The sequence below is a fragment of the Acetobacter farinalis genome, from assembly GCF_011516935.1.
Taxonomy (GTDB): domain Bacteria; phylum Pseudomonadota; class Alphaproteobacteria; order Acetobacterales; family Acetobacteraceae; genus Acetobacter; species Acetobacter farinalis.
This window is the reverse complement of sequence record NZ_WOTF01000001.1, coordinates 349,996-371,715: the sequence shown is the minus strand read 5'-3', so window position 1 is coordinate 371,715 and position 21,720 is coordinate 349,996. Positions and strand designations below refer to the sequence as shown.

General features: G+C 57.4%; 35 protein-coding genes. 2 read left to right on the top strand and 33 right to left on the bottom strand.

The window, feature by feature from the left end; genetic code table 11:
• Positions 1-5 precede the first annotated feature (5 nt).
• On the top strand, positions 6-1,556 hold the full coding sequence (locus GOB82_RS01715) for an efflux transporter outer membrane subunit (RefSeq protein WP_166118830.1): 1,551 nt from the start codon (positions 6-8) through the stop codon (positions 1,554-1,556).
• Positions 1,557-1,660: 104 nt separating this feature from the next.
• A complete protein-coding gene (locus GOB82_RS01710; RefSeq protein ID WP_166118828.1) occupies positions 1,661-2,164 on the top strand; it encodes a hypothetical protein in 504 nt (167 codons plus the stop codon).
• A 61-nt stretch (positions 2,165-2,225) separates the two neighbouring features.
• Here GOB82_RS01710 and GOB82_RS01705 read toward each other — a convergent pair whose 3' ends face one another.
• The 33 genes from GOB82_RS01705 to tuf all read right to left on the bottom strand — a co-directional run bounded on the left by GOB82_RS01705 (position 2,226) and on the right by tuf (position 21,669).
• On the bottom strand, positions 2,226-2,402 hold the full coding sequence (locus GOB82_RS01705) for a DUF1328 domain-containing protein (protein WP_166118825.1): 177 nt from the start codon (positions 2,400-2,402) through the stop codon (positions 2,226-2,228).
• Between the two features lie 51 nt (positions 2,403-2,453).
• On the bottom strand, positions 2,454-2,693 hold the full coding sequence (locus GOB82_RS01700) for a hypothetical protein (protein WP_166118823.1): 240 nt from the start codon (positions 2,691-2,693) through the stop codon (positions 2,454-2,456).
• An 83-nt stretch (positions 2,694-2,776) separates the two neighbouring features.
• Positions 2,777-3,601, bottom strand: coding sequence for an ABC transporter ATP-binding protein (locus GOB82_RS01695; RefSeq protein WP_265793846.1), 825 nt, complete (start codon positions 3,599-3,601; stop codon positions 2,777-2,779).
• Positions 3,589-4,350, bottom strand: coding sequence for an ABC transporter permease (locus GOB82_RS01690; RefSeq protein ID WP_166118820.1), 762 nt, complete (start codon positions 4,348-4,350; stop codon positions 3,589-3,591). The genes GOB82_RS01695 and GOB82_RS01690 overlap by 13 nt, the downstream gene beginning before the upstream one ends.
• Positions 4,350-5,390: an ABC transporter substrate-binding protein gene (locus GOB82_RS01685; protein WP_166118817.1), complete on the bottom strand. Its 1,041-nt coding sequence runs from the start codon at positions 5,388-5,390 to the stop codon at positions 4,350-4,352. The genes GOB82_RS01690 and GOB82_RS01685 overlap by 1 nt, the downstream gene beginning before the upstream one ends.
• Before the next feature lie 872 nt (positions 5,391-6,262).
• The gene (gene rplQ / locus GOB82_RS01680) at positions 6,263-6,688 is read right to left on the bottom strand and encodes a 50S ribosomal protein L17 (protein ID WP_166118815.1); all 426 of its coding nucleotides are present in this window, start codon (positions 6,686-6,688) and stop codon (positions 6,263-6,265) included.
• Between the two features lie 30 nt (positions 6,689-6,718).
• Positions 6,719-7,738 carry a DNA-directed RNA polymerase subunit alpha gene (locus tag GOB82_RS01675; RefSeq protein WP_166118813.1) on the bottom strand — a complete coding sequence of 340 codons (1,020 nt, stop codon included), beginning with the start codon at positions 7,736-7,738 and terminating at the stop codon, positions 6,719-6,721.
• A 112-nt stretch (positions 7,739-7,850) separates the two neighbouring features.
• The gene (rpsK, locus tag GOB82_RS01670; RefSeq protein WP_006557780.1) at positions 7,851-8,243 is read right to left on the bottom strand and encodes a 30S ribosomal protein S11; all 393 of its coding nucleotides are present in this window, start codon (positions 8,241-8,243) and stop codon (positions 7,851-7,853) included.
• A 67-nt stretch (positions 8,244-8,310) separates the two neighbouring features.
• Entirely contained in the window at positions 8,311-8,688 is a 378-nt protein-coding gene (gene rpsM, locus GOB82_RS01665; protein ID WP_166118810.1) for a 30S ribosomal protein S13, read from the bottom strand.
• Between the two features lie 138 nt (positions 8,689-8,826).
• Positions 8,827-9,477 carry an adenylate kinase gene (locus GOB82_RS01660; RefSeq protein WP_166118808.1) on the bottom strand — a complete coding sequence of 217 codons (651 nt, stop codon included), beginning with the start codon at positions 9,475-9,477 and terminating at the stop codon, positions 8,827-8,829.
• Positions 9,474-10,832 carry a preprotein translocase subunit SecY gene (secY, locus tag GOB82_RS01655; protein WP_166118806.1) on the bottom strand — a complete coding sequence of 453 codons (1,359 nt, stop codon included), beginning with the start codon at positions 10,830-10,832 and terminating at the stop codon, positions 9,474-9,476. The genes GOB82_RS01660 and secY overlap by 4 nt, the downstream gene beginning before the upstream one ends.
• Before the next feature lie 137 nt (positions 10,833-10,969).
• Entirely contained in the window at positions 10,970-11,461 is a 492-nt protein-coding gene (rplO, locus tag GOB82_RS01650; protein ID WP_166118804.1) for a 50S ribosomal protein L15, read from the bottom strand.
• 1 nt (position 11,462) lies between these two features.
• Positions 11,463-11,648 (bottom strand): 50S ribosomal protein L30, encoded by a 186-nt coding sequence (rpmD, locus tag GOB82_RS01645; RefSeq protein WP_166118802.1) that lies wholly within the window; start codon positions 11,646-11,648, stop codon positions 11,463-11,465.
• On the bottom strand, positions 11,641-12,219 hold the full coding sequence (gene rpsE, locus GOB82_RS01640; protein ID WP_166118800.1) for a 30S ribosomal protein S5: 579 nt from the start codon (positions 12,217-12,219) through the stop codon (positions 11,641-11,643). The genes rpmD and rpsE overlap by 8 nt, the downstream gene beginning before the upstream one ends.
• A gap of 15 nt (positions 12,220-12,234) precedes the next feature.
• Positions 12,235-12,597 (bottom strand): 50S ribosomal protein L18, encoded by a 363-nt coding sequence (gene rplR, locus GOB82_RS01635; protein ID WP_166118797.1) that lies wholly within the window; start codon positions 12,595-12,597, stop codon positions 12,235-12,237.
• Complete coding sequence (rplF, locus tag GOB82_RS01630) at positions 12,597-13,130, bottom strand: 50S ribosomal protein L6 (RefSeq protein ID WP_166118794.1); 534 nt, start codon at positions 13,128-13,130, stop codon at positions 12,597-12,599. The genes rplR and rplF overlap by 1 nt, the downstream gene beginning before the upstream one ends.
• A 10-nt stretch (positions 13,131-13,140) precedes the next feature.
• The gene (gene rpsH / locus GOB82_RS01625; protein WP_166118792.1) at positions 13,141-13,539 is read right to left on the bottom strand and encodes a 30S ribosomal protein S8; all 399 of its coding nucleotides are present in this window, start codon (positions 13,537-13,539) and stop codon (positions 13,141-13,143) included.
• A 9-nt stretch (positions 13,540-13,548) separates the two neighbouring features.
• Entirely contained in the window at positions 13,549-13,854 is a 306-nt protein-coding gene (gene rpsN / locus GOB82_RS01620) for a 30S ribosomal protein S14 (RefSeq protein WP_166118789.1), read from the bottom strand.
• A gap of 83 nt (positions 13,855-13,937) precedes the next feature.
• Positions 13,938-14,507, bottom strand: a complete 570-nt coding sequence (gene rplE / locus GOB82_RS01615; protein ID WP_166118787.1) for a 50S ribosomal protein L5 — start codon at positions 14,505-14,507, stop codon at positions 13,938-13,940.
• 10 nt (positions 14,508-14,517) lie between these two features.
• Positions 14,518-14,838 (bottom strand): 50S ribosomal protein L24, encoded by a 321-nt coding sequence (gene rplX, locus GOB82_RS01610; protein WP_166118785.1) that lies wholly within the window; start codon positions 14,836-14,838, stop codon positions 14,518-14,520.
• Complete coding sequence (gene rplN, locus GOB82_RS01605; protein ID WP_006557767.1) at positions 14,839-15,207, bottom strand: 50S ribosomal protein L14; 369 nt, start codon at positions 15,205-15,207, stop codon at positions 14,839-14,841.
• Between the two features lie 18 nt (positions 15,208-15,225).
• A complete protein-coding gene (rpsQ, locus tag GOB82_RS01600) occupies positions 15,226-15,498 on the bottom strand; it encodes a 30S ribosomal protein S17 (RefSeq protein ID WP_166118782.1) in 273 nt (90 codons plus the stop codon).
• 13 nt (positions 15,499-15,511) lie between these two features.
• Positions 15,512-15,751, bottom strand: coding sequence for a 50S ribosomal protein L29 (gene rpmC / locus GOB82_RS01595; protein ID WP_166118779.1), 240 nt, complete (start codon positions 15,749-15,751; stop codon positions 15,512-15,514).
• A gap of 1 nt (position 15,752) precedes the next feature.
• Positions 15,753-16,169 carry a 50S ribosomal protein L16 gene (gene rplP / locus GOB82_RS01590; protein WP_048838102.1) on the bottom strand — a complete coding sequence of 139 codons (417 nt, stop codon included), beginning with the start codon at positions 16,167-16,169 and terminating at the stop codon, positions 15,753-15,755.
• Positions 16,170-16,187: 18 nt separating this feature from the next.
• Positions 16,188-16,865, bottom strand: a complete 678-nt coding sequence (gene rpsC, locus GOB82_RS01585; RefSeq protein ID WP_166118776.1) for a 30S ribosomal protein S3 — start codon at positions 16,863-16,865, stop codon at positions 16,188-16,190.
• Positions 16,866-16,868: 3 nt separating this feature from the next.
• Positions 16,869-17,279 (bottom strand): 50S ribosomal protein L22, encoded by a 411-nt coding sequence (gene rplV / locus GOB82_RS01580; protein WP_043552246.1) that lies wholly within the window; start codon positions 17,277-17,279, stop codon positions 16,869-16,871.
• Position 17,280: 1 nt separating this feature from the next.
• Positions 17,281-17,559: a 30S ribosomal protein S19 gene (gene rpsS, locus GOB82_RS01575; RefSeq protein ID WP_025860199.1), complete on the bottom strand. Its 279-nt coding sequence runs from the start codon at positions 17,557-17,559 to the stop codon at positions 17,281-17,283.
• A gap of 13 nt (positions 17,560-17,572) precedes the next feature.
• Positions 17,573-18,403 (bottom strand): 50S ribosomal protein L2, encoded by an 831-nt coding sequence (rplB, locus tag GOB82_RS01570; RefSeq protein ID WP_166118774.1) that lies wholly within the window; start codon positions 18,401-18,403, stop codon positions 17,573-17,575.
• Between the two features lie 16 nt (positions 18,404-18,419).
• A complete protein-coding gene (locus GOB82_RS01565; protein WP_166118771.1) occupies positions 18,420-18,755 on the bottom strand; it encodes a 50S ribosomal protein L23 in 336 nt (111 codons plus the stop codon).
• Positions 18,752-19,366, bottom strand: coding sequence for a 50S ribosomal protein L4 (gene rplD / locus GOB82_RS01560; protein ID WP_166118769.1), 615 nt, complete (start codon positions 19,364-19,366; stop codon positions 18,752-18,754). Before rplD ends, GOB82_RS01565 begins: the two co-directional genes overlap by 4 nt.
• A gap of 4 nt (positions 19,367-19,370) precedes the next feature.
• Positions 19,371-20,054 carry a 50S ribosomal protein L3 gene (gene rplC / locus GOB82_RS01555; protein ID WP_166118767.1) on the bottom strand — a complete coding sequence of 228 codons (684 nt, stop codon included), beginning with the start codon at positions 20,052-20,054 and terminating at the stop codon, positions 19,371-19,373.
• A gap of 10 nt (positions 20,055-20,064) precedes the next feature.
• Positions 20,065-20,373, bottom strand: a complete 309-nt coding sequence (rpsJ, locus tag GOB82_RS01550; RefSeq protein ID WP_007282720.1) for a 30S ribosomal protein S10 — start codon at positions 20,371-20,373, stop codon at positions 20,065-20,067.
• 105 nt (positions 20,374-20,478) lie between these two features.
• Positions 20,479-21,669: an elongation factor Tu gene (gene tuf / locus GOB82_RS01545; protein WP_166118764.1), complete on the bottom strand. Its 1,191-nt coding sequence runs from the start codon at positions 21,667-21,669 to the stop codon at positions 20,479-20,481.
• Between the last annotated feature and the right edge of the window lie 51 nt (positions 21,670-21,720).

Here is a 21,720-nt window from a genome sequence, read left to right as displayed (position 1 = left end):
GCCCGATGAAGCTCTCCTCCCTCCGCCCGTCTTCTCGCCGCCTGAGTATCCTGCTGGCACCTCTTGTTCTGAGCGGCTGCATGGTCGGCCCCAACTACAAGCGCCCTGCGGCCATCATCTCCCCACAGTTCAAGGAGCTGCGGCCGGCTCCGGGCTGGAACTATGCCAACCCGGCACTTGCGGAACTGCCCAAGGGCACATGGTGGACCATTTATAATGACCCCATCCTGAACCAGCTTGAGGCACAGGTCGCGCTAAACAACCAGAACGTTCTGGAATATGACGCCCGCTATCGGAACGCCCGCGCCACCATCAATGCCGTGCGCGCCCAGCTTTACCCCACACTCAGTGGCTCCCTGTCCTTCAACCGGCAGAGTGCTGGTCGTGGCTCTCGTTCCTCCGGCACCATTATCAATTACGGCGGCAACGCAACCTCGGCCTCTCCGCCGTCCAACAGCACGGAAAACACCTACGGCATGGGGCCGACAGCCTCATGGGATCTGGATCTGTGGGGCAAGATCCGCCGCCAGATTCAGGCACAGGTGACAGAAGCACAGGCCAGCGCTGCGGATCTGGCCAATGCGCGCCTGTCCTATCAGGCACAGCTTGCCACCGCTTATTTCAACATGCGGTATCAGGACAGCCTGCATGATCTGCTGGAGCGGAATGTCAAATTCTACGAACGCTCCTACCAGATTACCAAAAACCAGTACGATGCCGGGACAGCCACCCCCACCACACTGCTTCAGGCCCAGACCCAGCTTGAACAGACCCGCGCGCAATCCACCGCCACGCAAGCGGCTCGCGCCCAGTATGAGCACGCCATTGCCATCCTGATTGGCAAACCCCCGGCAGAGGTATCCATCGCACCGGGTGCCCTGCCCCGCACCATTCCCGCCATTCCCGTCACGGTGCCCGCGGCCCTGCTGCAGCGCCGCCCGGATGTGGCGGCGGCAGAACGCCGCATGGAGGAATATAACGCCCAGATTGGCGCGGCCATTGCCGCGTTCTACCCGGACGTGAAGCTTCAGGCCTCCTATTCTTACAGCGGGGACCCTGTGGGCACGCTGGTGCAGGTGGCCAACCGGATCTGGTCTCTGGGGGCTTCTGCCACAGAAACGCTGTTCTCCGGTGGCAGCCGTACCGCCGCCGTGCATGAGGCCAACGCCAATTATGATTACTACGTTGCCACCTATCGTCAGGCCGTGCTGACTGCCCTGCAGGGCGTGGAAGATCAGCTTGCCAACCTCCGTGTTCTCGCCCAGCAGGCAGAGCAGCAGAACGTGGCCGTGCAGGCTTCAAACCGTGCGGTCACCGTGGCGCTCAACCAGTATATGGCAGGCACGGAAATCTATACGACCGTCATCACCTCGGAAATCACGGCCCTTTCCAACGCGCAAACAGCGCTCCAGATCCAGCAGAGCAGAATGCTGGATTCCGTCACCCTGATTGAAAATCTGGGCGGCGGCTGGGATGCCTCCGAACTGCCAAGCAAAAATTCCATGCAGACGGATAACCCGTTCCTTCCGTCTTTCATTCAGAAAGACAAAAACTGACCAATCTGGAATAATCCGGGTTTCGTAACAAAGTCCTTGCTGTTTTCAGCAGGGACTTTTTTTTATGGGGTGTGTTTCTCCATCACGCGTCGGGCACCACTCACATGCTGAAACGCCTGCCAACACTGCCCGCTCTGCTCTGCCTGTTTCAGGCCGCCGTGCTTGGCATGCCTGCTCCCTGCCTGTCCGCCAGTCTGCCTACCAGTCTGCCCACCCGCCCGCTTATCAGTTCGGCTGCCAGTCCCACGTCCAGGCTGATAGAAAAACCGCATTTGCTCCCGGCGGCAGACATCAGAACGCAGAGCATTCTGCCACCAGAGGCCCTCTCTTTTCGGGCGCAGCAGGCCCCGGCGTCCTCAGGGCTTCCGTCCTGGTTCTCAGAGGATCTGACCGTCCACGGCACACGCCGCCGGCTTCTTCCTCCGCCTGACCACCCTTTCCTGCGCCAGTATGACGACGGCCACGCCGAAGGCCGCGTCCCTCTCTGGAAAGACATGACGATCCATATGCAGTTTGGTGAAGACACAAAGCATGACCCGGTTACGGGATCATATATCGCACCGTTTGGAGAAGCCTATCGCCTCAGCAACCCTCTCAAGCAGCGCTGACAGGCATAAAAAAAGCCCCCGCCATGTCTGACGGGGGCTTTTCCATAAACGCCTGAACACCCTATCGGGTCAGAGCCTGCCCCGCCATCAGGGCGATCACAATAAACACCACGAACAGGATAATCGCGATAAAGAACAGGATTTTCGCAATCCCGGCGGCGGCAGCGGAAATCCCCCCAAAGCCGAACAGACCCGCAATGAGAGACACTACCAAAAAGAAAAGCGCCAATTTCAGCATTGATGTACGTCCTTCGGACTGAAAACCGATAAAGCCATCGGCCTGTTTAAATCAGGGTCTCCGGGCAATCATAGCGCCCAAAATAAAACCGAACAGCCCCGCCGTGGCAAGCGCCACACCCGGCTGGTCCGCAACGCAGTCCCGCACGGCATCCAGCGCCGCGCATCCGCCACCGCATGAGGCACCGTCAGCCTGAGCCGCAGCTTCGCCGGTGGCGCTTTCCACGCTCTCCTGAACATGCTCCACGCCTTTTTCCAGAGCGCGCTCAGCTTTCTTCTTTTTCCCACTCATGGGCACCCTCCCCCTTGGCATGTCTCCCGATAACGCACATCTGCGCCCGAAGATGCGTCCTGAGTGGTATGCCCTGCAAAAAACTAGATCTCGGCCGAGCGCCAGTAGGGAGCACCGCCGGGGTCCGGTTCTCCGGCAATCATCGCGCGCAGGCGGGCGGCATATATCCTGAACGCTGGCGAATCCGGCTCCTTCTGCTCCGCCTCAAGACGCAACTCGCCTGAAAGACCAGCCGGAGTGCCGGAAAGCACCACAATGCGGGTCGCCAGCTTCAGCGCCTCATCAATATCATGGGTTACGAACAGCACCGTTTTCCGGGTCTGCTGCCAGATCCGCAGCAATTCATCCTGCAAGCTGCTCCGCGTAATGGGGTCCAGTGCGCCAAAGGGTTCGTCCATCAGCAGCAGGTCCGGGTCCACCGTCAGAGCCCGTGCAACACCCACGCGCTGCCGCTGGCCACCAGACAGACGCTTGGGCCAGCGGTCCGCCGCCTCTTCCAGCCCGACCAGCCGCAGTGCCGCCAGAGCCCGCTCCCGCCTGTCCTGCCGGTTCAGGCCCAATCCTTCCAGACCAAACGCCACATTCTGCAGGACCGAGCGCCAGGGCATCAGCCGGGCATCCTGAAAAACCAGCGCCTGTGCACGCCGCCTGTGTGCTGAAGCCCCTGCACCCTGCGGCATGCTCTCCTGCGAGGGGCCTGCCACATCTCCCTCTGATGGCTTGCTCAGGCCCATCAGCACACGCAGGAGCGTGGATTTCCCGACACCCGACGGCCCCAGCAGGGCAACAAATTCGCCCGGTTGCAACGTCAGGCTGACATGGCGGAAGACGAAGCTCTTTCCTCCATCATGAGAAAGCCCGACATCCTCCAGCCGGGCCAGCGCCTCAGCCCCGCTCATGCCTGCCACCGCAACACGCGGATGCGCACAAATCCGAACAGGAAATCCGTCACCGCATAAAGAAGAGCCATGGTCAGCATATAAACCACGACCACATCGGTCGCCAGAAGGCTGGAGGCCTGCATCATCCGCGCGCCAATACCCGGCACACCAAACAGTTCCGCTGCCACGACAGACATCCAGCCCTGCCCCAGACCGGTTCTGAGCCCGGCCATGACACCGGGAGCCGAGGCCGGCAGCACAACCTTGAAGAGACGCCCCGGAAAGCTGCCATGCCCAAAGGCGGCCGCCAGCTCATACAGCTCCGGGTCCACACTGCGCACCGCCGCGTAGGTTGCATAAAAATTGATCCAGAACACCGAAATAGCGATGATAAATGTCGCGCCCGCCATGTTGAGCCCGAACCACAAAATGGCAAAAGGCACCCATGCCAGCCCCGGAACAGGCCGCAGCAGATGCACAATGCCTGACAAAAACGCATCCAGCACAGGCACCATACCGCAGAGCAGGCCTATCCCCGCCCCCAGCAGCGAACCTGCCAGCAACCCCAGCGCATAATGGCTCAGGCTGTCCAGAATCGCCTGCTGCCAGAAGCCGCCATGCACTTCATCCAACCATGCCGGCCACAGGGAGCTTGGGGCCGGAACCATGCCGGATGGCAGCAGGCCGGTGCGAACAGCGGCTTCCCATCCTCCAAAAAACACCACAAGACCAAGGCACGACAGCACCACGCGCTGCCGCCGGGAGACTGCCGCCATCACGGTTTAAGCTGCCGCCACAGGTCCAGATCAAAAAGCCCTTCAACCGGCTGAGCCTGCCGCAGCAGCCCCTGCTCGACCTCAAACGCCTGCAACTGCCGCACACCCTCGATAATCCGCGCCGGGTCACTCACAAAACGGGACGCGGACCCTTCCAGCGCCTTTTTCATGACATCCTCACTCAGAATGCCACCACCCAGAGCACGGGTGACAAACGGTGCGGCCTCATCCGGATGCGTTGCCAGCAACGTGGTCGCCCGCACAAAAAGCCCGCCAAGCACTTTGGCCCAGACTTGCCGGTCCGGTGCATCCGGCTTGACAACCGCCAGCACGGAACCGGGTTGATCGGGCATCAGATCATGCCCGCTGGCAAGAATGCCGGCGTCTTTCAGGCGACTGCGCACGACGGTCAGCGCAGGTTCTCTCAGCACAGCCGCATCCACAGCACCTGCAAGAAACGCCTGCTGCGCGGCATCAATATCCACACCGATAATCGTCACAGCGGACGTCACCGGGTTCACGCCAACCCGCTTTTGCAGCCAATAGCGCAGCAGGCTATCGGGCACCGAACCCGCAGGCTGCGCGGCAATGCGCGGAAGGTGAGACTGTTCCTGTTTAAATTTCTCCAGAACCGTTTTCACAGCCTCTGGAGCAAGGTTCCCGTTTGCCCCGGCAGGCAGCAATACTGCCAGAGGGCCGCGCGCCACCACTTCCAGTTCCTCGATGGACGCCGCCGTCACAACCTTCACGTCCGCACCATGCGCCCGTGCCTGTAGCAGCGGCAGGACACCAGCCACATAGGCATCGATCCGCCCTGAAACCAGCGCCTGAATCGCCTGAGGGCCGGAGGTGAAGCGAACCAGATTCAGGTCCAACCCGGCTTCTTTTGCCCAGCCCTCGCCATCCAGAACAAACAAGGCGGAAGACCCCAGAACAGGGATGTAGCCAATCCGCACCGGGGTGCCAGCCTGCGCCGCACCACCCACCGTGGACACCGCCAGAGCCCCCAGAACCATCAAGAACGAAAACAGCCGTTTCATTTCATCACCACGCTGAGCAAAAGCGTTTAATACTCTAGAGGCATAGTGAGAAAATACGGAACTCTGTCAATATCACAAATTGAAGTGGGGATTATTCGCTCACGTCATAGGCCGCGGGAAAATCCAACCGTGACACCACAGCGCATTCACAACCGCCAAACCGTCCCGCCACACACCGGGCATGATCTGACACGAACACACGCACTCAACAGGCTACCAGCTCACCCATCCTGACGCAGGCATGGGTATGGGTAGGGGTATGAGCATGGCCACGAGCACGAGCACGAGCATCACTCTCGGGCTTTAACTCTGACACCCGTCACCTCGGACACCCACCCCTTCGGTTGCGGCCGTCACACGCTTTCCTTGCGGGTTAACACTCATTTCTGGACTTCAGACCGAGGCCATGAGGAGTTACCCCAGCGCGCTCCAAACCCTCTTGAAGAAGCCTGACACTGGGCACATCCGGGAGGAAAACCATACCCGCCAAACGTCAACATCTTGTGCCGGCACGAGGATGAGAACCGAGTTGCCATCGGACTCACTCTGCCCTGCCACCATACGCAGGCAGTTGCAAAAAGACGCCTCGCCACCCGACAAAAGAGGCCGATCTTCAGCATGCGGAAAAGTATGCCGACACGCGCACAAACGCACCCAAAAGACTTTCCGGTGCAATGCATCTGGCAGATATCAAGCGGAAAGAGAGAGAGAGAGAGAGAGAGAGAGCTTCTCGAGCCCACTCATCAGCCGTCAGACGGAGTTAACCTCAACATCCGGGCTGAAACATACCTGCCGGGAGCAGGCGCAGCGCCACAGGGTGGCTAAAGAGACCGGCATTATTACGCCGGTCTCCCAGTCAGCGTCTGAAAGCCTCAGGCTGCCAGATCGTGTGCGTCCGTCACTTCCGGACGCGGGCCGCTATCCTGGCCCTTCGCGCTGATATCGCGATCAACCAGTTCGATCACAGCCATATCAGCGGCATCACCGTAGCGCATGCCAGCACGTATGACACGTGAGTAACCGCCCGTGCGGCCTTTGTAACGCTCAGCAATCGCGGAGAAGAGTTTCTTCACGATCACTTCGTCACGCAGCATGGCATAAGCCTGACGACGTGCATGCAGATCACCACGTTTGCCCAGCGTGATCAGCTTTTCGACGACGGGACGCAGTTCCTTCGCCTTGGGCAGAGTCGTTGTGATCTGCTCGTGTTTGATAAGAGCGACGGCCATGTTGCGAAACATTGCCGCGCGGTGAGAAGAGGTTACGCCGAGCTTTCTGCCGGCCATCCGGTGACGCATAGTTCAGTTCCTAGTCAGTAAGACGTGGGCTTAGAACGGCTCATCAAGCCGCTTTGCCAGATCTTCAATATTTTCCGGCGGCCAGGCCGGCACATTCATACCCAAAGAAAGCCCCATGGAGGTCAGGACTTCCTTGATCTCGTTCAGAGACTTCCGGCCAAAGTTCGGAGTGCGCAGCATTTCCTGCTCGCTCTTCTGGACCAGGTCCCCGATATAGATAATGTTGTCGTTCTTCAGGCAGTTCGCGCTACGAACAGACAGTTCCAGCTCGTCAACCTTGCGGAGCAGGTTACGGTTGAAGGGCAGGTCATCCTGCGGCTCTTCAGCCTGAACCGGGCGAGGCTCATCAAAGTTAATGAACAGCTGAAGCTGATCCTGAAGGATTCGCGCTGCAAGCGCAACGGCATCTTCCGGCGTGATGGCGCCGTTGGTTTCCACCGTGAGCAGCAGTTTGTCGAAGTCGGTCACCTGCCCGACACGGGTCGGCTCGACCTTGTAAGACACGCGCTTGACCGGTGAGTAGATGGCATCAATCGGAATCAGACCGATCGGAGCATCTTCCGGGCGGTTCGCGGCGGCAGGAACATAGCCCTTGCCCATGTTCACCACGAATTCCATGCCCAGCTTCACGCCGTCATCCAGCGTGCAGATCACCAGATCAGGATTCATGATTTCGATATCATGCCCGGTCTGGATCTGGCCTGCACGCACTTCGCCGGGGCCAGTGGCCGTCAGCACCATACGCTTCGGCCCTTCGCCATGCATACGCAGCGCAAGCTGTTTGATATTCAGGACAATGTCCGTCACATCTTCACGCACGCCGGCAACGGAAGAGAACTCATGCAGGACGCCGTCAATCTGCACTGCCGTAACGGCAGCCCCCTGCAGGGAAGACAACAGCACGCGACGCAGGGCGTTGCCCAGTGTCATACCAAAACCGCGTTCCAGCGGTTCTGCCACAACTGTCGCAATACGTGTCGGTTCCACACCGGATTCGACCTCAAGCTTTTCGGGCTTGATCAGAGATTGCCAGTTTTTCTGAAGGACCAAGGTACCGGCCTTTCAATATGAAAAAACACTGCCGATGCAGCGGTTTCTCAGAAAATTAACAGAACAGAAGAACGACTGCGGCTACAGTGAAGCAGCCGCATACTTCCAATGCTTAAACGCGACGACGCTTGCGCGGACGGCAGCCGTTGTGCGGCACCGGTGTCATGTCACGAATGGAAGTGATGGAAAAACCGACGGCCTGCAGAGCACGCAGAGCGCTTTCACGCCCTGACCCAGGACCGGAAACTTCGATTTCCAGCGTTTCCATACCATGTTCACGAGCCTTGCGGCCTGCGTCTTCAGCAGCAACCTGCGCCGCATACGGCGTGGATTTACGGGAGCCTTTGAAGCCCTGGGCACCAGCGGAAGACCAGGAAATGGCATTCCCCTGAGCATCAGAGATGGTGATCATGGTGTTGTTAAACGTGGACAGAACATGTGCCACGCCGGAGATAATGTTCTTGCGCTCTTTTTTACGAATGCGCGGTGTAGCGGCTTTCGCCATGTCTTTTCTACCTCAGTCCCTGCCCAGAAGCCCGCAAAAGCCGTCCGGCAATCTTCAACAAATCAGATTAACGCGTGGCTTTCTTCTTACCAGCGATCGCAACAGCTTTCCCCTTGCGGGTACGAGCGTTGGTATGGGTTCTCTGACCACGCACCGGCAGACCACGACGGTGACGAAGACCGCGGTAGCACCCCAGATCCATCAGACGCTTGATGTTCATTGCGACTTCACGACGCAGATCACCTTCAACGCGATAGTCGTTATCAATCAGCTCACGCAGCTTCGTGATTTCGTCATCGCTCAGCTCGTTAACCCGCTTTGCGTCGGCAATGCCAACTTTCTCGCAGATCTGAGCCGCTTTGGTTGCGCCAATTCCGTAAATATACTGAAGCCCGATAACAACCCGTTTGTTTGTCGGGACATTCACGCCGGCGATACGTGCCACGCCTTACACTCCTGTCGATTCAGCCCACTGGCCAAATACTACTGGCATCCTCATGGATGCATGATTTCAATCAGTGGCCGCGAAATATACCGGCCACCCGCACAAGTCAACGAAAACAGATCACTTTTTCGTGAGCTGTCACTTCCCTGCCATGACAGCTTCAATGTCTGCCGTGACCTGAGCGGTCGGTAGCATTCCATTAATTTTATAAAGCCGTCCGGTTTTTTCATAAAAAGGAAGAATCGGAGCCGTAAGATTCCGATACTCCTTCAGGCGCTCCACAACCGTTTCGCGCTTGTCATCCGCCCTGCGTGTGAACTCATGGCTACCGCACACATCGCATTCTCCAGCCTTCTGAGGGGGCTTGGAGACCTCATTGTACGTCGCGCCACACTTGCTGCACGTAAAGCGTCCAGAGATTCTGTCTGCCAGAATGTCTTCATCAACATCCAGAAAAAGAACCACATCGATTTTCTTGTTTTCGGCGGAAAGCATCTTATCCAGCGCATCCGCCTGCCCCAGCGTGCGGGGGAATCCATCCAGGATGAACCCCTTCGCACAATCCGGCTGAGAAATACGCGAATGCAGCATGGCGATAATCAGCTCATCCGGCACCAGTTTCCCGGCATCCATGAGCGACTTCGCCTGCTTCCCGATCTCAGAAGCCCGCGCCACTTCCGCACGCAACATGTCGCCCGTGGAAATCTGCACAAGGCCGTACTGCTCTTCCAGCCGCTTTGACTGCGTCCCCTTCCCGGCACCGGGAGGCCCCAGAAAAATAACGTTCATCGTCTGATAACCCTCTGCTTCTTTCCGCCACGAGAGCGACGCATCAGCCCCTGATACTGGTGCGCGACAAGATGCGACTGCACCTGTGTCACGGTATCAATCGTGACTGACACGATAATGATCAGACTGGTGCCGCCAAAATAGAAAGGCACGTTGTAACGGCTGATCAGAATCTGCGGCAGGAGACACACAAGAACCATATAGGCCGCACCGATCGTCGTCAGGCGCGTGAGAATCTTGTCGAAATAGGTTGCCGTTGCAGCACCCGGGCGAATCCCGGGAATAAACCCGCCCTGCTTGCGCAGGTTATCCGCTGTTTCAGCCGGGTTGAACGTGACCGCTGCGTAAAAATACGAGAAGAACACGATCATCGCAGCATAGAACAGCATATAGAGCGGCTGCCCCTGCCCCAGTTCCTCACCCAGGAACGAAAGCCATCCCGGCATGGACTTGCCATTCATGAAGCCGGAAATCGTTACCGGGATCAACAGCACGGATGATGCGAAAATCGGCGGGATAACGCCTGCTGTGTTCACCTTGAGAGGCATATGGGTGGTATCCCCCCCAAACATCCTCTGCCCCATCTGGCGCTTGGGATACTGGATCACAACGCGTCTCTGGGCCTGCTCCATGAAGACGATGAACGTAATCGTCACCGCGGCAAGAACAAGAAAAACCAGCACGAAAAATGGTGAGAGCGCGCCTGTATAGCCAAGCTGGAAGAGGCTCGCCATGGCATGCGGCAGATTGGCCACGATACCGGCGAAAATAATCAGCGAGATCCCGTTACCCACACCGCGGGACGTAATCTGCTCACCCAGCCACATCAGGAACATGGTGCCACCCACCAGGGTGATCACACAGGAAACCAGAAAGAATACACCGGGAGTCACCACGGCAGATCCAGCCGCGCTATGCATATTCTCAAGCCCGACAGCAATGCCGTACGCCTGGAACAACGCAATAATCACAGTGAGATAGCGGGTATACTGATTAAGCTTTTTCCGCCCCTGCTCACCCTCTTTTTTAAGGGCTTCCAGAGAAGGAACAGCCGTAGACATCAGCTGCACAATAATCGAGGCAGAGATGTAGGGCATGATGTTGAGGGCAAAAACGGTCATACGCCCGAGCGCACCACCGGTGAACATGTTGAACATGCCCAGAATGCCACCCTGATGCTGAGCCAGAAGCTGCCCCATCACCGTGGCATCAACACCCGGAACCGGAATGTATGTACCCAGGCGATAGATAATCAGCGCACCAAGCGTGAACCAAATCCGCTTTTTGAGTTCGGTTGCCTTGGCAAAGGAGCCCACATTAAAGTTGGCAGCCAACTGTTCGGCCGCGGAAGCCATGCGTCCGTCCTTTCACACAAACAGCGCCACCACATAACGCGGGACGCTGTCATGATAGTCTAAGAGTTAACCCAGACCACATCTGGAGACGCACAGGGCGGGAGAACAGTAAGAACCTGTCCTTCCCGCCCCGGACATCAGGATGCGCTGGCTTCAGCAGCTTTCGGTGCCACCAGGACCTTGATGGATCCGCCAGCTTTCTCAATAGCTGCCACTGCGGAAGCAGAAGCACCAGACACTTCGAACGTGACAGCACGGGTCAGTTCGCCTTCAGCCAGAATGCGCACACCGGCATACTTGCCAGTGCCGACAAGACCGGCATTTTTCAGCGTATCTTCCGTAACAGCCGCGCCAGCTTCAAGCTTGCCATCAGCAAAGGCTTTTTCAATCGCACCGAGGTTAACCGGAGCATAAACCTTGCGGAAGATGTTCTTGAAGCCGCGTTTCGGCAGACGACGGTAAATCGGGAGCTGACCACCTTCAAAGCCGTTCAGGGACACGCCTTCACGTGCTTTCTGCCCCTTCACACCTTTACCGGACGTCTTGCCCTTACCAGAACCGATACCACGACCGAGACGCTTTTTGCGGTAACGAGAGCCTTCGTTATCGCGCAGTTCGTTCAGATTCATATCAATCCTCCACCTTCACAAGGTGGGCCACCTTACGGACCATACCGCGGGTTGAAGGGGTATCTTCCAATACCCGCTCACGACCGATCTTGTTCAGGCCGAGACCCACGAGGGTCTCTTTCTGACCAGGCTTGCGACCGTTACCGGACGCAATCTGGATGACTTTAAATGTCTTGACCTCAGGCATCTGCCGCCTCCACAGCCGAAGCAGCCTGGTCGCGCTTACCGAAGATTTCAGCAACCTTCTTGCCACGACGATTGGCTACAGAACGCGGGCTTGCACACCGTTCCAGCGCCGCGAACGTCGCTTTCACCATGTTATGCGGGTTACGGGTCCCGAGGGACTTGGCAACCACGTCATTAATGCCCAGGCTTTCAAACACAGCGCGCATCGGACCGCCAGCGATGATCCCCGTCCCTGCTTCAGCAGAGCGCAGAATCACCTTACCGGCACCGAAGTGGCCAGCTACATCATGATGCAGCGTGCGGCCTTCCTTCATCGGCACGCGGATCATGCCACGTTTGGCACGTTCCGTCGCCTTGCGGATAGCTTCAGGCACTTCGCGAGCTTTACCAGCACCATACCCAACGCGGCCTTTCTGGTCACCAACGACAACCAGTGCAGCGAAGGCAAAACGCCGACCACCCTTAACAACCTTAGCAACGCGATTGATGGTTACCAGCTTATCAACCAGTTCATCGCCTTCGCGTTCACGATCACGGCCGCCTCGACCGCCTTCTCTTGGTTCACGAGCCATTACGTGATCCTTTCCTCAGAAGGAGAGACCGCCCTCGCGGGCAGCCTCCGCCAGGGCTTTCACGCGCCCATGATAAAGATACGACCCCCTGTCGAAAACAACCTGGGAGACGCCTGCGGCCACGGCACGCTGCGCAACAAGTTTGCCGACAGCGCCTGCGCTGTCCTTGTTGGCACCGGTCTTCAGAGACGTACGGAGTTCTTTATCCAGGCTGGAAGCGGCAGCAAGGGTGCACCCACGCACATCGTCAATGACCTGCGCATAGATGTTCTTGCCAGACCGGAAGACCGACAGACGCGGACGACCACCAGCCTTGCGACGGAGCTGAAAACGCAGGCGAGCACGCCGGCGATTCCGCAGTTCCTGCTGAGTGCTCATTATTTCTTCTTGCCTTCCTTGCGACGAATGGTTTCCGTCTCATAACGCACACCCTTGCCTTTATAGGGCTCAGGCTTGCGGAAACTGCGAATATCAAGAGCGACCTGCCCAACACGCTGCTTGTCGATACCTTCGACAAGGATAGCTGTCGGACGCGGCGTGGAGATCTTGATACCCTGCGGGATCGGATAAACCACGTCGTGAGAATAGCCGAGGTTCATCACAAGATTTGAACCCTGAACGGCAGCACGGTAACCAGTGCCGTTAATCTCAAGAGCCTTTGAAAAGCCTTCAGACACACCCTTGACTGCTGTCGCAATCAGAGCGCGGGTTGTACCCCACATCATACGAGCCTGCGCTGCAGTCCCAACCGGACGCACCGCAACCTTCCCGTCTGAAATTTCCGCCTCAATATGAGAGGAAAGCGGCAAAGATAATTCGCCCAGCTTCCCTTTCGCCTTGAAGACACCGTCTGCAATCGAGACAGTCACCCCGGCGGGAACATCAACGGGATATTTGCCTACACGTGACATTTATCCCTCCTCAGAACACGCGACAGAGGACTTCGCCGCCAACATTGGCAGCGCGAGCCTCGACATCAGACAGAACACCACGAGGCGTGGACAGGATCGAAACCCCGAGCCCAGCGCTCACACGCGGCAATTCCTTGATCTTGGAATATACGCGACGGCCCGGACGGGACACGCGATGAATTTCTTTAATGACCGGCTCGCCTTCGGAATATTTCAGCTCGATATGAAGCTGAGTGACGCCTTTGCGAATTTCTTCGTGTGAATAGCCACGGATGTAGCCTTCACGCTGCAGGGCATCGAGAACATTCGAACGCAGCTTGGAAGCCGGTGACACACAGGAGACATGACGTGCACGCTGTGCGTTACGAATACGGGTGAGCATATCACCCAGCGGATCAGAAAGTGACATTGTGCGCCCTTACCAGCTAGCTTTGACCAGGCCCGGGATCTGCCCGTTTGAAGCCAGATCACGCAGTGCAATACGGCACAGCTCAAACTTGCGGTAATTCCCGCGAGAGCGTCCCGTAAGTTTGCAACGAAGACGCACGCGAACGCGTGAGCCATTCCGCGGCAGTTCAGCCAGCTTTAAAGACGCATCAAACCGATCTTCCACAGGAAGCGAGCGGTCCATAACGATATTCTTCAGCGCCGCACGCTTTTCCTTGTCCCGCGCAGCCATGCGTGCCCGCTTGGCATTACGCGTGATGGCAGAAGTCTTAGCCATATAATTTTATCCTCCGGAACCCTTCGAAAACCTCCGACGGTTTTCCAAGACAACAACACTTGGTGACTGGTAGCCTATTTCACTCAAGCCGCAAAGGGGAGATCGAATGCTTTAAGAAGCGCCTTGGCTTCGGCATCCGTCTTTGCGCTCGTCACGAACACGACATCCATCCCGCGAATTTCATCTACCTTATCGTAGTCGATTTCGGGGAAAATGATCTGCTCTTTCAGACCGAGTGCGAAGTTACCGCGTCCGTCAAATCCCTTATTGGCCGGCAGCCCGCGGAAATCGCGAATGCGGGGCATTGCGATCGTGACCAGACGATCCAGGAATTCGTACATCTGTGCACGACGCAGCGTAACCTTACAGCCAATCGGCAGACCTTCACGGATCTTGAAACCCGCAATTGCCTTCTTGGCAACGGTCTTGACCGGCTTCTGCCCTGCAATCAGCGTCATTTCAGCAACGGCCGCGTCCAGCTTCTTCTGGTCGCCCGCAGCTTCACCAACGCCCATATTCAGGACAATTTTTTCCAGCCGAGGAACCTGCATCAGGTTTTTGTAACCAAACTGCTCACGCAACTTGGCGCGCAGCTCGGCTTCATAACGTTCCTGCATACGAGGAACGGAACGAACGCCCTTAGACTCACTCATTCTCGCCCCCTCAGCCTTCAATCACTTCGCCGGTCGCTTTAGCAACGCGAACTTTCCGACCATCTTCCAGAACACGGAACCCAACGCGGGTCGGCTTCTTGGAAGCCGGATCGATCAGTTTCAGATTAGACAGATGAATAGCGGCTTCACGTGTAATGATGCCACCTTCTTCACCCATACGCGTTGCTTTCTGGTGACGCTTGATCAGCGCAGCACCACGCACAACAGCACGGTTTTCAGCCGGACGGACGGAAAGGACTTCACCCTGCGTTCCCTTGGAGGAACCGCTGATGACAACAACCGTATCGCCTTTTTTAATGCGAGCAGCCATTTATAGAACCTCCGGCGCCAGAGAGATAATTTTCATGAACTTGCGCGCACGCAGTTCACGAACAACCGGGCCGAAGATACGGGTGCCGATCGGCTCCTGCTGCTTGTTGATCAGAACAGCAGCATTCTTATCAAAGCGGATGGCGCTCCCATCGGGGCGACGAACCGGATAAGAGGTACGCACGATAACAGCTTGGTGGACGTCGCCTTTTTTCACCTTCCCGCGGGGGATGGCTTCCTTGACAGACACGACGATCACGTCGCCGACCGAGGCGGATTTCCGTTTGGAACCGCCCAGCACCTTGATGCACTGCACCTGACGCGCACCAGAATTGTCGGCCACGTCGAGGTTGGTCTCGGGATGGATCATGATCTAGATATCCTTACCTTACGCCGACACGCCAGCGGAGGACGCATCAACGACCTCGCCGTTGCGTGCCACCACGGCCCACGTCTTGCGGCGGGAGATCGGTGCACACTCGATGATGCGCACGGTATCGCCAACTTTGCAGACATTCTCTTCATCGTGCGCTGCATATTTCTTTGAGCGACGGATGAACTTCTTATACAGCGGATGCATGACGCGACGATCGACAAGAACCGTTACGGTCTTGTCCATCTTGTCGCTGGTCACACGTCCGGTAAGGACGCGCCTTGGCATCGTCCAACTCCCTTCAGGAAATGGCAGCAGATGTTTTCGCACCTGCCGCAGACTTCTCAGTATTCTGCGCAGCAATCGTTTTGATGCGCGCAATTTCACGACGGACCACACGAATGCGGCTCTGGCCTTCGTTCTGCCCGGTTGCCTTCTGGAACCGGAGATTGAGCTGCTCACGCTTCAGCTCCAGCAGAAGCGTGTTCAGTTCATCGGCCGTCTTGGCACGCAGGTCAGCGGGCTTTGTTGCCTTCGCCATCTTACGCATCTCCAATTCGGGTCACAAATTTCGTCTTGATCGGCAGCTTTGCCGCACCCAGAGCCAGCGCTTCACGCGCAACTTCAGGCGGCACGCCTTCGATTTCAAACAAGATGCGACCGGGTTTCACACGGGCCACCCAGTATTCTGGTGATCCCTTGCCCGAGCCCATACGCACTTCTGCAGGCTTTGTCGAGACCGGAAGGTCAGGAAAAATACGAATCCACACGCGACCTGCGCGTTTCATCGCCCTGGTGATAGCCCGACGAGAGGCTTCAATCTGCCGTGCGGTGATACGTTCGGGCTGAAGAGCCTTCAGACCGAACGTACCGAAGTTGAGCGTCGTACCGCTTTTGGCCAGGCCGTGAATACGACCTTTGTGAGCCTTGCGGAATTTAGTTCGCTTCGGAGAGAGCATTGTCTTCTATCCTTCGCCTCAGCGCTGAGGGGCCTGCTCGGCCGCCCGGCGGTCCTGAGCCAGTGGGTCATGCGCAAGGATCTCACCTTTGAAGATCCAGACCTTCACGCCGCAGCTGCCGTAGGTCGTCCGCGCGGTGGCTGTTCCATAATCGATGTCAGCGCGCAGCGTGTGAAGCGGCACGCGCCCTTCACGGTACCACTCGATACGAGCGATTTCTGCGCCACCCAGACGACCGGAACAGTTGATACGGATACCCTGTGCGCCAAGACGCATAGCGGACTGCACGGCGCGCTTCATGGCGCGACGGAAGGCCACACGACGTTCAAGCTGCTGCGCAATGTTGTCAGCAACCAGCGTGGCATCGATTTCGGGCTTGCGGATCTCAACAATGTTGAGAGCCACTTCCGTACCGGCCATTTTGGTCAGCTCTTTGCGCAGAGCATCGATGTCCTGACCCTTCTTGCCGATCACAACACCCGGACGCGCGGCGTAGATGGTCACACGCGGCTTCTTGGCCGGGCGTTCGATCACGACGCGAGACACACCAGCACCGGAAAGCTTGCGGCGCAGGAACGCACGCAGCTTCAGGTCTTCATGCAGCAGGCGGGAATAGTCGGAGTCAGCGTACCAACGGCTATCCCAGGTGCGATTGATTCCGAGCCGCAGCCCGATTGGATTGACTTTATGTCCCATACGTCAGGCCGCCTTCTGCTCAGGAGAAGCTGCTTCGGGCTCCGGAGCCCGTTCGGCAACAACAATCTTCAGATGGCTGAAGAACTTTTCCACACGGGCGGAGCGACCACGGCCACGCGCATGGAAGCGACGCATGACGATGGATTTTCCGACCTCAGCCGTCTTCACAACCAGCTGGTCAACGTCCAGCTGATGATTGTTCTCTGCATTGGCAATCGCGCTTTCCAGGGTCTTTTTGACTTCCTGGGCAATGCGACGCTTGGAGAACGTCAAGGTTGCGACAGCCTGAGACGCGGGCTTGTTGCGGATCAGACCCGCAACAAGGTTCAACTTACGGGGACTAACCCGGATGTTGCGCGTAATAGCCTGCGCTTCTGTTTCCGCGAGCGTGCGCGGATGCTTCGGCTTGCTCATCTTAGCCCCGCTTCGACTTCTTATCGGCCCCATGCCCGTGGAATGTACGGGTGGGAGAAAATTCGCCGAACTTGTGTCCGACCATGTTCTCCGTCACCTGCACGGGCAGGAACTTCTGACCATTATAAACACCGAACGTCAAACCAACGAACTGCGGAAGGATCGTAGAACGACGTGACCAGATCTTGATCACTTCATTACGACCCGACGCGCGGGACGCCTCAGCCTTGTTCAGCAGATACCCGTCGACGAACGGGCCTTTCCAGACGGAACGTGCCATCTTCTATTGCCCCTTACTTGCCGGTCTTCCGACGACGGATAATCAGACTGTCCGTACGCTTGTTGACCCGAGTTTTATAACCTTTGGTGGGCTTGCCCCACGGCGTGACCGGATGACGGCCACCAGAGGTGCGGCCTTCACCACCACCATGCGGATGGTCAACCGGGTTCATCACAACGCCTCGGTTATGCGGACGACGGCCCAGCCAGCGCGAACGGCCAGCTTTACCGATATGCTGGTTCATGTTGTCCGGGTTGGAGACAGCGCCAACCGTAGCCATGCATTCACCACGCACAACGCGCAGCTCACCAGACTGCAGCTTGATCTGCGCATAACCGGCATCTTTACCGACGAGCTGCGCATACGTTCCAGCGGAACGGGCCAGCTTGCCACCGGCGCCCTGCTTCATCTCGATGTTATGCACGATCGTGCCAACCGGAATAGCGGCCAGCGGCATTGCGTTACCCGGCTTGATGTCCACGCGCGTGCCGGAGATGACATTGTCACCAACCTTCAGACGCTGCGGTGCCAGGATATAAGCCAGCTCACCATCTTCGTACTTCACCAGCGCGATGAAGGCGGTACGGTTGGGGTCGTATTCCAGACGCTCAACCGTGCCCAGCACATCAAACTTGCGACGCTTGAAGTCGATATAGCGGTAAGACTGCTTGTGCCCGCCGCCACGGAAACGAGACGTGGTGCGACCGTTATTGTTACGGCCGCCCGTCTTGTTTTTACCTTCCGTCAGCTGCTTGACCGGCTTGCCCTTCCAAAGGTCGGAACGATCGATCAGAACCGTACCACGAAGGCTCGGCGTGACGGGATTAAAGTGCTTCAGTGCCATTTGTTCCTACCCCACGTCACGCCAGTTTGGCGGTAAGGTCGATGGACTGACCTTCCGCGAGCTGAACGAACGCCTTCTTGATATCAGAACGCTGCCCCATACGCCCTTTGAAGCGCTTGGTCTTGCCCTTCTGGACAAGGGTGTTAACGCCAACGACCTTGACGCCGAACAGTGTTTCCACAGCCACTTTGATTTCAGGCTTGGTTGCAGAAATCGCAACCTTGAAAACAACCTGATTCTTCTCTGAAAGCGCAGTTGCCTTTTCCGTGATCAGCGGCGCACGAACAATGTCGTACATCGCTTCACGGGAAAGACGCTCGGCTTTCTTGCGCAGAGCAAGAATGTTCGTCATGCCAGGCGCTCCTTCAGACCCTCGAGGCCAGCCTGCGTAATCGCCAGGACCTCGTGATTAAGAATGTCATAAACATTGGCGCCAATTGTCGGCAGGACATCAATGCGCGGCAGGTTGCTTGCAGCGCGCAGGAAGCCTTCATCAACAGTTGCGTCAACAATAAGGGCAGACTTCCAGCCAAGCGTCTTCAGCTTCGCTGCCAGTTCGCTCGTGCGTGCCACACCGGAAGCGGACTGAAGGACAACCAGCTTGCCTTCTTTCGCTTTCTGGGACAGCGCAGAGATCAGACCGAGGCGACGCACCTTCTTGGGAAGGTCATACCCGTGATCACGCACAACCGGACCGTGGACCACGCCACCGGTGCGATACTGCGGTGCACGGAGAGAGCCCTGACGAGCGCTACCGGTGCCTTTCTGGCGATACGGCTTCTTGGTCGTGCCGGACACTTCGCCCATGCCTTTGACCTTGTGCGTACCAGCGCGGCGCTTGGCCAGCTGCCAGTGCACGACGCGCGCCATGATGTCATTGCGCGGCGCTACGGAAAACAGCGCATCGGGAAGCGTAGCAGATCCGGCGGTGCCGTTATCAAGCGTTTTGATTTCGATTTCCATGACCTCAGCCCTCCGCCGTCACGAGAGCGGCCGGATAAGGCGCATCGACATGGCGGGGTTTTTTAATCGCATCACGGACCAGAACGACACCGTTTTTAGCTCCGGGGACGGAACCACGGATCATGATCAGGTTCTTTTCCGGATCGATCGCAGCAATTTCAAGATTCAGCGTGGTAATCCGCTCGTCGCCGAGGTGACCAGCCATCTTCTTGTTCTTGAAGGTCTTACCCGGATCCTGACGGTTACCGGTAGAACCATGTGAACGGTGAGAGATGGAAACGCCGTGGGAGGCTTCCAGACCGGCAAAGTTCCAGCGCTTCATGGCGCCCGCGAACCCTTTACCCTTGCTGGTGCCTGTCACGTCGACTTTCTGCCCCACGACGAAGTGAGCAGCGGAAAGAGAAGCGCCGATATCCAGCGTAGCATCGTCTGCTACACGGAATTCAACCAGCTTCTTCTTCGGCTCAACCTGCGTGCGGGCAAAATGGCCGCGGTTCGGCTTAGAGACATTTTTTACCTTGGCTTTGCCCATACCCAGCTGAATAGCTGTATAGCCATCCCGCTCCTGGGTACGAACATCCACCACCTGCACGGAATCCACATGCAGGACGGTAACGGGCACATGTGTGCCATCTTCCTTGAACAGTCGGGACATACCCAACTTCTTTGCGATCAATCCGGTGCGCATCGTCTGGACCTTAAAGTTTGATCTCGACATCCACGCCAGCGGCGAGGTCGAGTTTCATGAGAGCGTCCACGGTCTGCGGAGTCGGCTCGACAATGTCGAGCAGGCGGCGATGAGTCCGAATTTCGAACTGTTCGCGACTTTTCTTATCCACGTGGGGGGAACGGTTCACTGTAAACCGCTCGATATGCGTCGGCAGCGGGATAGGACCCCGAACCCGCGCACCCGTACGCTTCGCCGTATTGACGATCTCTTTTGTGCTGTTGTCCAGCACACGATGATCGTACGCCTTCAGGCGAATGCGGATGTTCTGGTTGTCCATTGTTTCTTAGTCCAACACTTTACTGGTCCGGGGTAGCCCGGCCGCCAAGTAAGACCCCGACTGAAGAACTCAGCCGGGGTCATCCAGTCCTAGGCCTCTAGCCGATTACTCGGTGATAGAAGCAACCACGCCGGCACCAACGGTGCGGCCACCTTCGCGAATAGCGAAGCGCAGGCCTTCATCCATGGCGATCGGAGCGATCAGCTCAACATCCATAGCGCAGTTATCGCCAGGCATGACCATTTCCGTGCCTTCCGGCAGGTGAACAACGCCGGTGACGTCGGTCGTGCGGAAATAGAACTGCGGACGATAGTTGGTGAAGAACGGCGTGTGACGGCCACCTTCATCCTTCGTCAGGATGTATGCTTCAGCTTTAAACTTCTTGTGCGGGGTGATGGAACCCGGCTTTGCAAGAACCTGGCCACGCTCAACGTCTTCACGCTTCGTGCCACGCACCAGCGCGCCGATGTTGTCACCTGCTTCACCGCGATCAAGCAGCTTACGGAACATTTCAACGCCCGTAACGGTCGTCTTGATAGTGTCCTTCAGGCCGACGATTTCAACTTCGTCACCCACGTTCACAACACCACGTTCAACACGACCCGTCACCACGGTGCCACGACCGGAGATGGAGAACACGTCTTCGATCGGCATCAGGAACGGACGGTCAACCGGACGTTCCGGCTGCGGGATGTATGCGTCAACCGCATCCATCAGGTCGCGCACGCGGTTTTCACCGATTTCCGGATCACCATCTTCCAGAGTCACCAGAGCGGAACCCTTGACGATGGGGATATCGTCGCCAGGGAACTGGTAGGAAGACAGAAGTTCACGAACTTCCATTTCAACCAGCTCAAGCAGTTCCGGATCGTCAACCTGGTCAACCTTGTTCAGGAAGACAACCAGAGCCGGCACGCCGACCTGACGAGCGAGCAGGATGTGCTCACGGGTCTGCGGCATCGGGCCATCAGCTGCGGAAACCACGAGAATCGCGCCGTCCATCTGCGCTGCACCCGTGATCATGTTCTTCACGTAGTCAGCATGTCCGGGGCAGTCGACGTGTGCGTAGTGACGCTTTGCGGTTTCATATTCCACGTGAGCTGTGGAAATGGTGATCCCACGAGCGCGCTCTTCAGGAGCGGCGTCAATCTGGTCGTATGCCTTGAATTCAGCACCACCGACTTTCGCCAGCGTCTTCGTGATAGCAGCCGTCAGAGACGTCTTGCCATGGTCAACGTGACCGATGGTGCCGATGTTGCAGTGCGGTTTATTCCGCTCAAACTTAGCCTTAGCCATTTCTCTACTCCATGCCCCGAAAATTTATCGGGATGCAGTTTTTAATAAGTC

Coding starts and splice junctions, on each gene's coding strand:
- GOB82_RS01715 (WP_166118830.1), top strand. CDS start 6: ATGAAGCTCTCCTCCCTCCGCCCGTCTTCTCGCCGCCTGAGTATCCTG.
- GOB82_RS01710 (WP_166118828.1), top strand. CDS start 1,661: ATGCTGAAACGCCTGCCAACACTGCCCGCTCTGCTCTGCCTGTTTCAG.
- GOB82_RS01705 (WP_166118825.1), bottom strand. CDS start 2,402: ATGCTGAAATTGGCGCTTTTCTTTTTGGTAGTGTCTCTCATTGCGGGT.
- GOB82_RS01700 (WP_166118823.1), bottom strand. CDS start 2,693: ATGAGTGGGAAAAAGAAGAAAGCTGAGCGCGCTCTGGAAAAAGGCGTG.
- GOB82_RS01690 (WP_166118820.1), bottom strand. CDS start 4,350: ATGGCGGCAGTCTCCCGGCGGCAGCGCGTGGTGCTGTCGTGCCTTGGT.
- GOB82_RS01685 (WP_166118817.1), bottom strand. CDS start 5,390: ATGAAACGGCTGTTTTCGTTCTTGATGGTTCTGGGGGCTCTGGCGGTG.
- rplQ (WP_166118815.1), bottom strand. CDS start 6,688: ATGCGTCACCGGATGGCCGGCAGAAAGCTCGGCGTAACCTCTTCTCAC.
- rpsK (WP_006557780.1), bottom strand. CDS start 8,243: ATGGCGAAAGCCGCTACACCGCGCATTCGTAAAAAAGAGCGCAAGAAC.
- GOB82_RS01660 (WP_166118808.1), bottom strand. CDS start 9,477: ATGAACGTTATTTTTCTGGGGCCTCCCGGTGCCGGGAAGGGGACGCAG.
- secY (WP_166118806.1), bottom strand. CDS start 10,832: ATGGCTTCCGCGGCCGAACAGTTGGCTGCCAACTTTAATGTGGGCTCC.
- rplO (WP_166118804.1), bottom strand. CDS start 11,461: ATGAATCTGAACGAACTGCGCGATAACGAAGGCTCTCGTTACCGCAAA.
- rpmD (WP_166118802.1), bottom strand. CDS start 11,648: ATGCCTGAGGTCAAGACATTTAAAGTCATCCAGATTGCGTCCGGTAAC.
- rpsE (WP_166118800.1), bottom strand. CDS start 12,219: ATGGCTCGTGAACCAAGAGAAGGCGGTCGAGGCGGCCGTGATCGTGAA.
- rplR (WP_166118797.1), bottom strand. CDS start 12,597: ATGAGCACTCAGCAGGAACTGCGGAATCGCCGGCGTGCTCGCCTGCGT.
- rplF (WP_166118794.1), bottom strand. CDS start 13,130: ATGTCACGTGTAGGCAAATATCCCGTTGATGTTCCCGCCGGGGTGACT.
- rpsH (WP_166118792.1), bottom strand. CDS start 13,539: ATGTCACTTTCTGATCCGCTGGGTGATATGCTCACCCGTATTCGTAAC.
- rpsN (WP_166118789.1), bottom strand. CDS start 13,854: ATGGCTAAGACTTCTGCCATCACGCGTAATGCCAAGCGGGCACGCATG.
- rplE (WP_166118787.1), bottom strand. CDS start 14,507: ATGAGTGAGTCTAAGGGCGTTCGTTCCGTTCCTCGTATGCAGGAACGT.
- rplX (WP_166118785.1), bottom strand. CDS start 14,838: ATGGCTGCTCGCATTAAAAAAGGCGATACGGTTGTTGTCATCAGCGGT.
- rplN (WP_006557767.1), bottom strand. CDS start 15,207: ATGATCCATCCCGAGACCAACCTCGACGTGGCCGACAATTCTGGTGCG.
- rpsQ (WP_166118782.1), bottom strand. CDS start 15,498: ATGCCAAGGCGCGTCCTTACCGGACGTGTGACCAGCGACAAGATGGAC.
- rpmC (WP_166118779.1), bottom strand. CDS start 15,751: ATGGCGAAGGCAACAAAGCCCGCTGACCTGCGTGCCAAGACGGCCGAT.
- rplP (WP_048838102.1), bottom strand. CDS start 16,169: ATGCTCTCTCCGAAGCGAACTAAATTCCGCAAGGCTCACAAAGGTCGT.
- rpsC (WP_166118776.1), bottom strand. CDS start 16,865: ATGGGACATAAAGTCAATCCAATCGGGCTGCGGCTCGGAATCAATCGC.
- rplV (WP_043552246.1), bottom strand. CDS start 17,279: ATGAGCAAGCCGAAGCATCCGCGCACGCTCGCGGAAACAGAAGCGCAG.
- rpsS (WP_025860199.1), bottom strand. CDS start 17,559: ATGGCACGTTCCGTCTGGAAAGGCCCGTTCGTCGACGGGTATCTGCTG.
- rplB (WP_166118774.1), bottom strand. CDS start 18,403: ATGGCACTGAAGCACTTTAATCCCGTCACGCCGAGCCTTCGTGGTACG.
- GOB82_RS01565 (WP_166118771.1), bottom strand. CDS start 18,755: ATGACGAACATTCTTGCTCTGCGCAAGAAAGCCGAGCGTCTTTCCCGT.
- rplD (WP_166118769.1), bottom strand. CDS start 19,366: ATGGAAATCGAAATCAAAACGCTTGATAACGGCACCGCCGGATCTGCT.
- rplC (WP_166118767.1), bottom strand. CDS start 20,054: ATGCGCACCGGATTGATCGCAAAGAAGTTGGGTATGTCCCGACTGTTC.
- rpsJ (WP_007282720.1), bottom strand. CDS start 20,373: ATGGACAACCAGAACATCCGCATTCGCCTGAAGGCGTACGATCATCGT.
- tuf (WP_166118764.1), bottom strand. CDS start 21,669: ATGGCTAAGGCTAAGTTTGAGCGGAATAAACCGCACTGCAACATCGGC.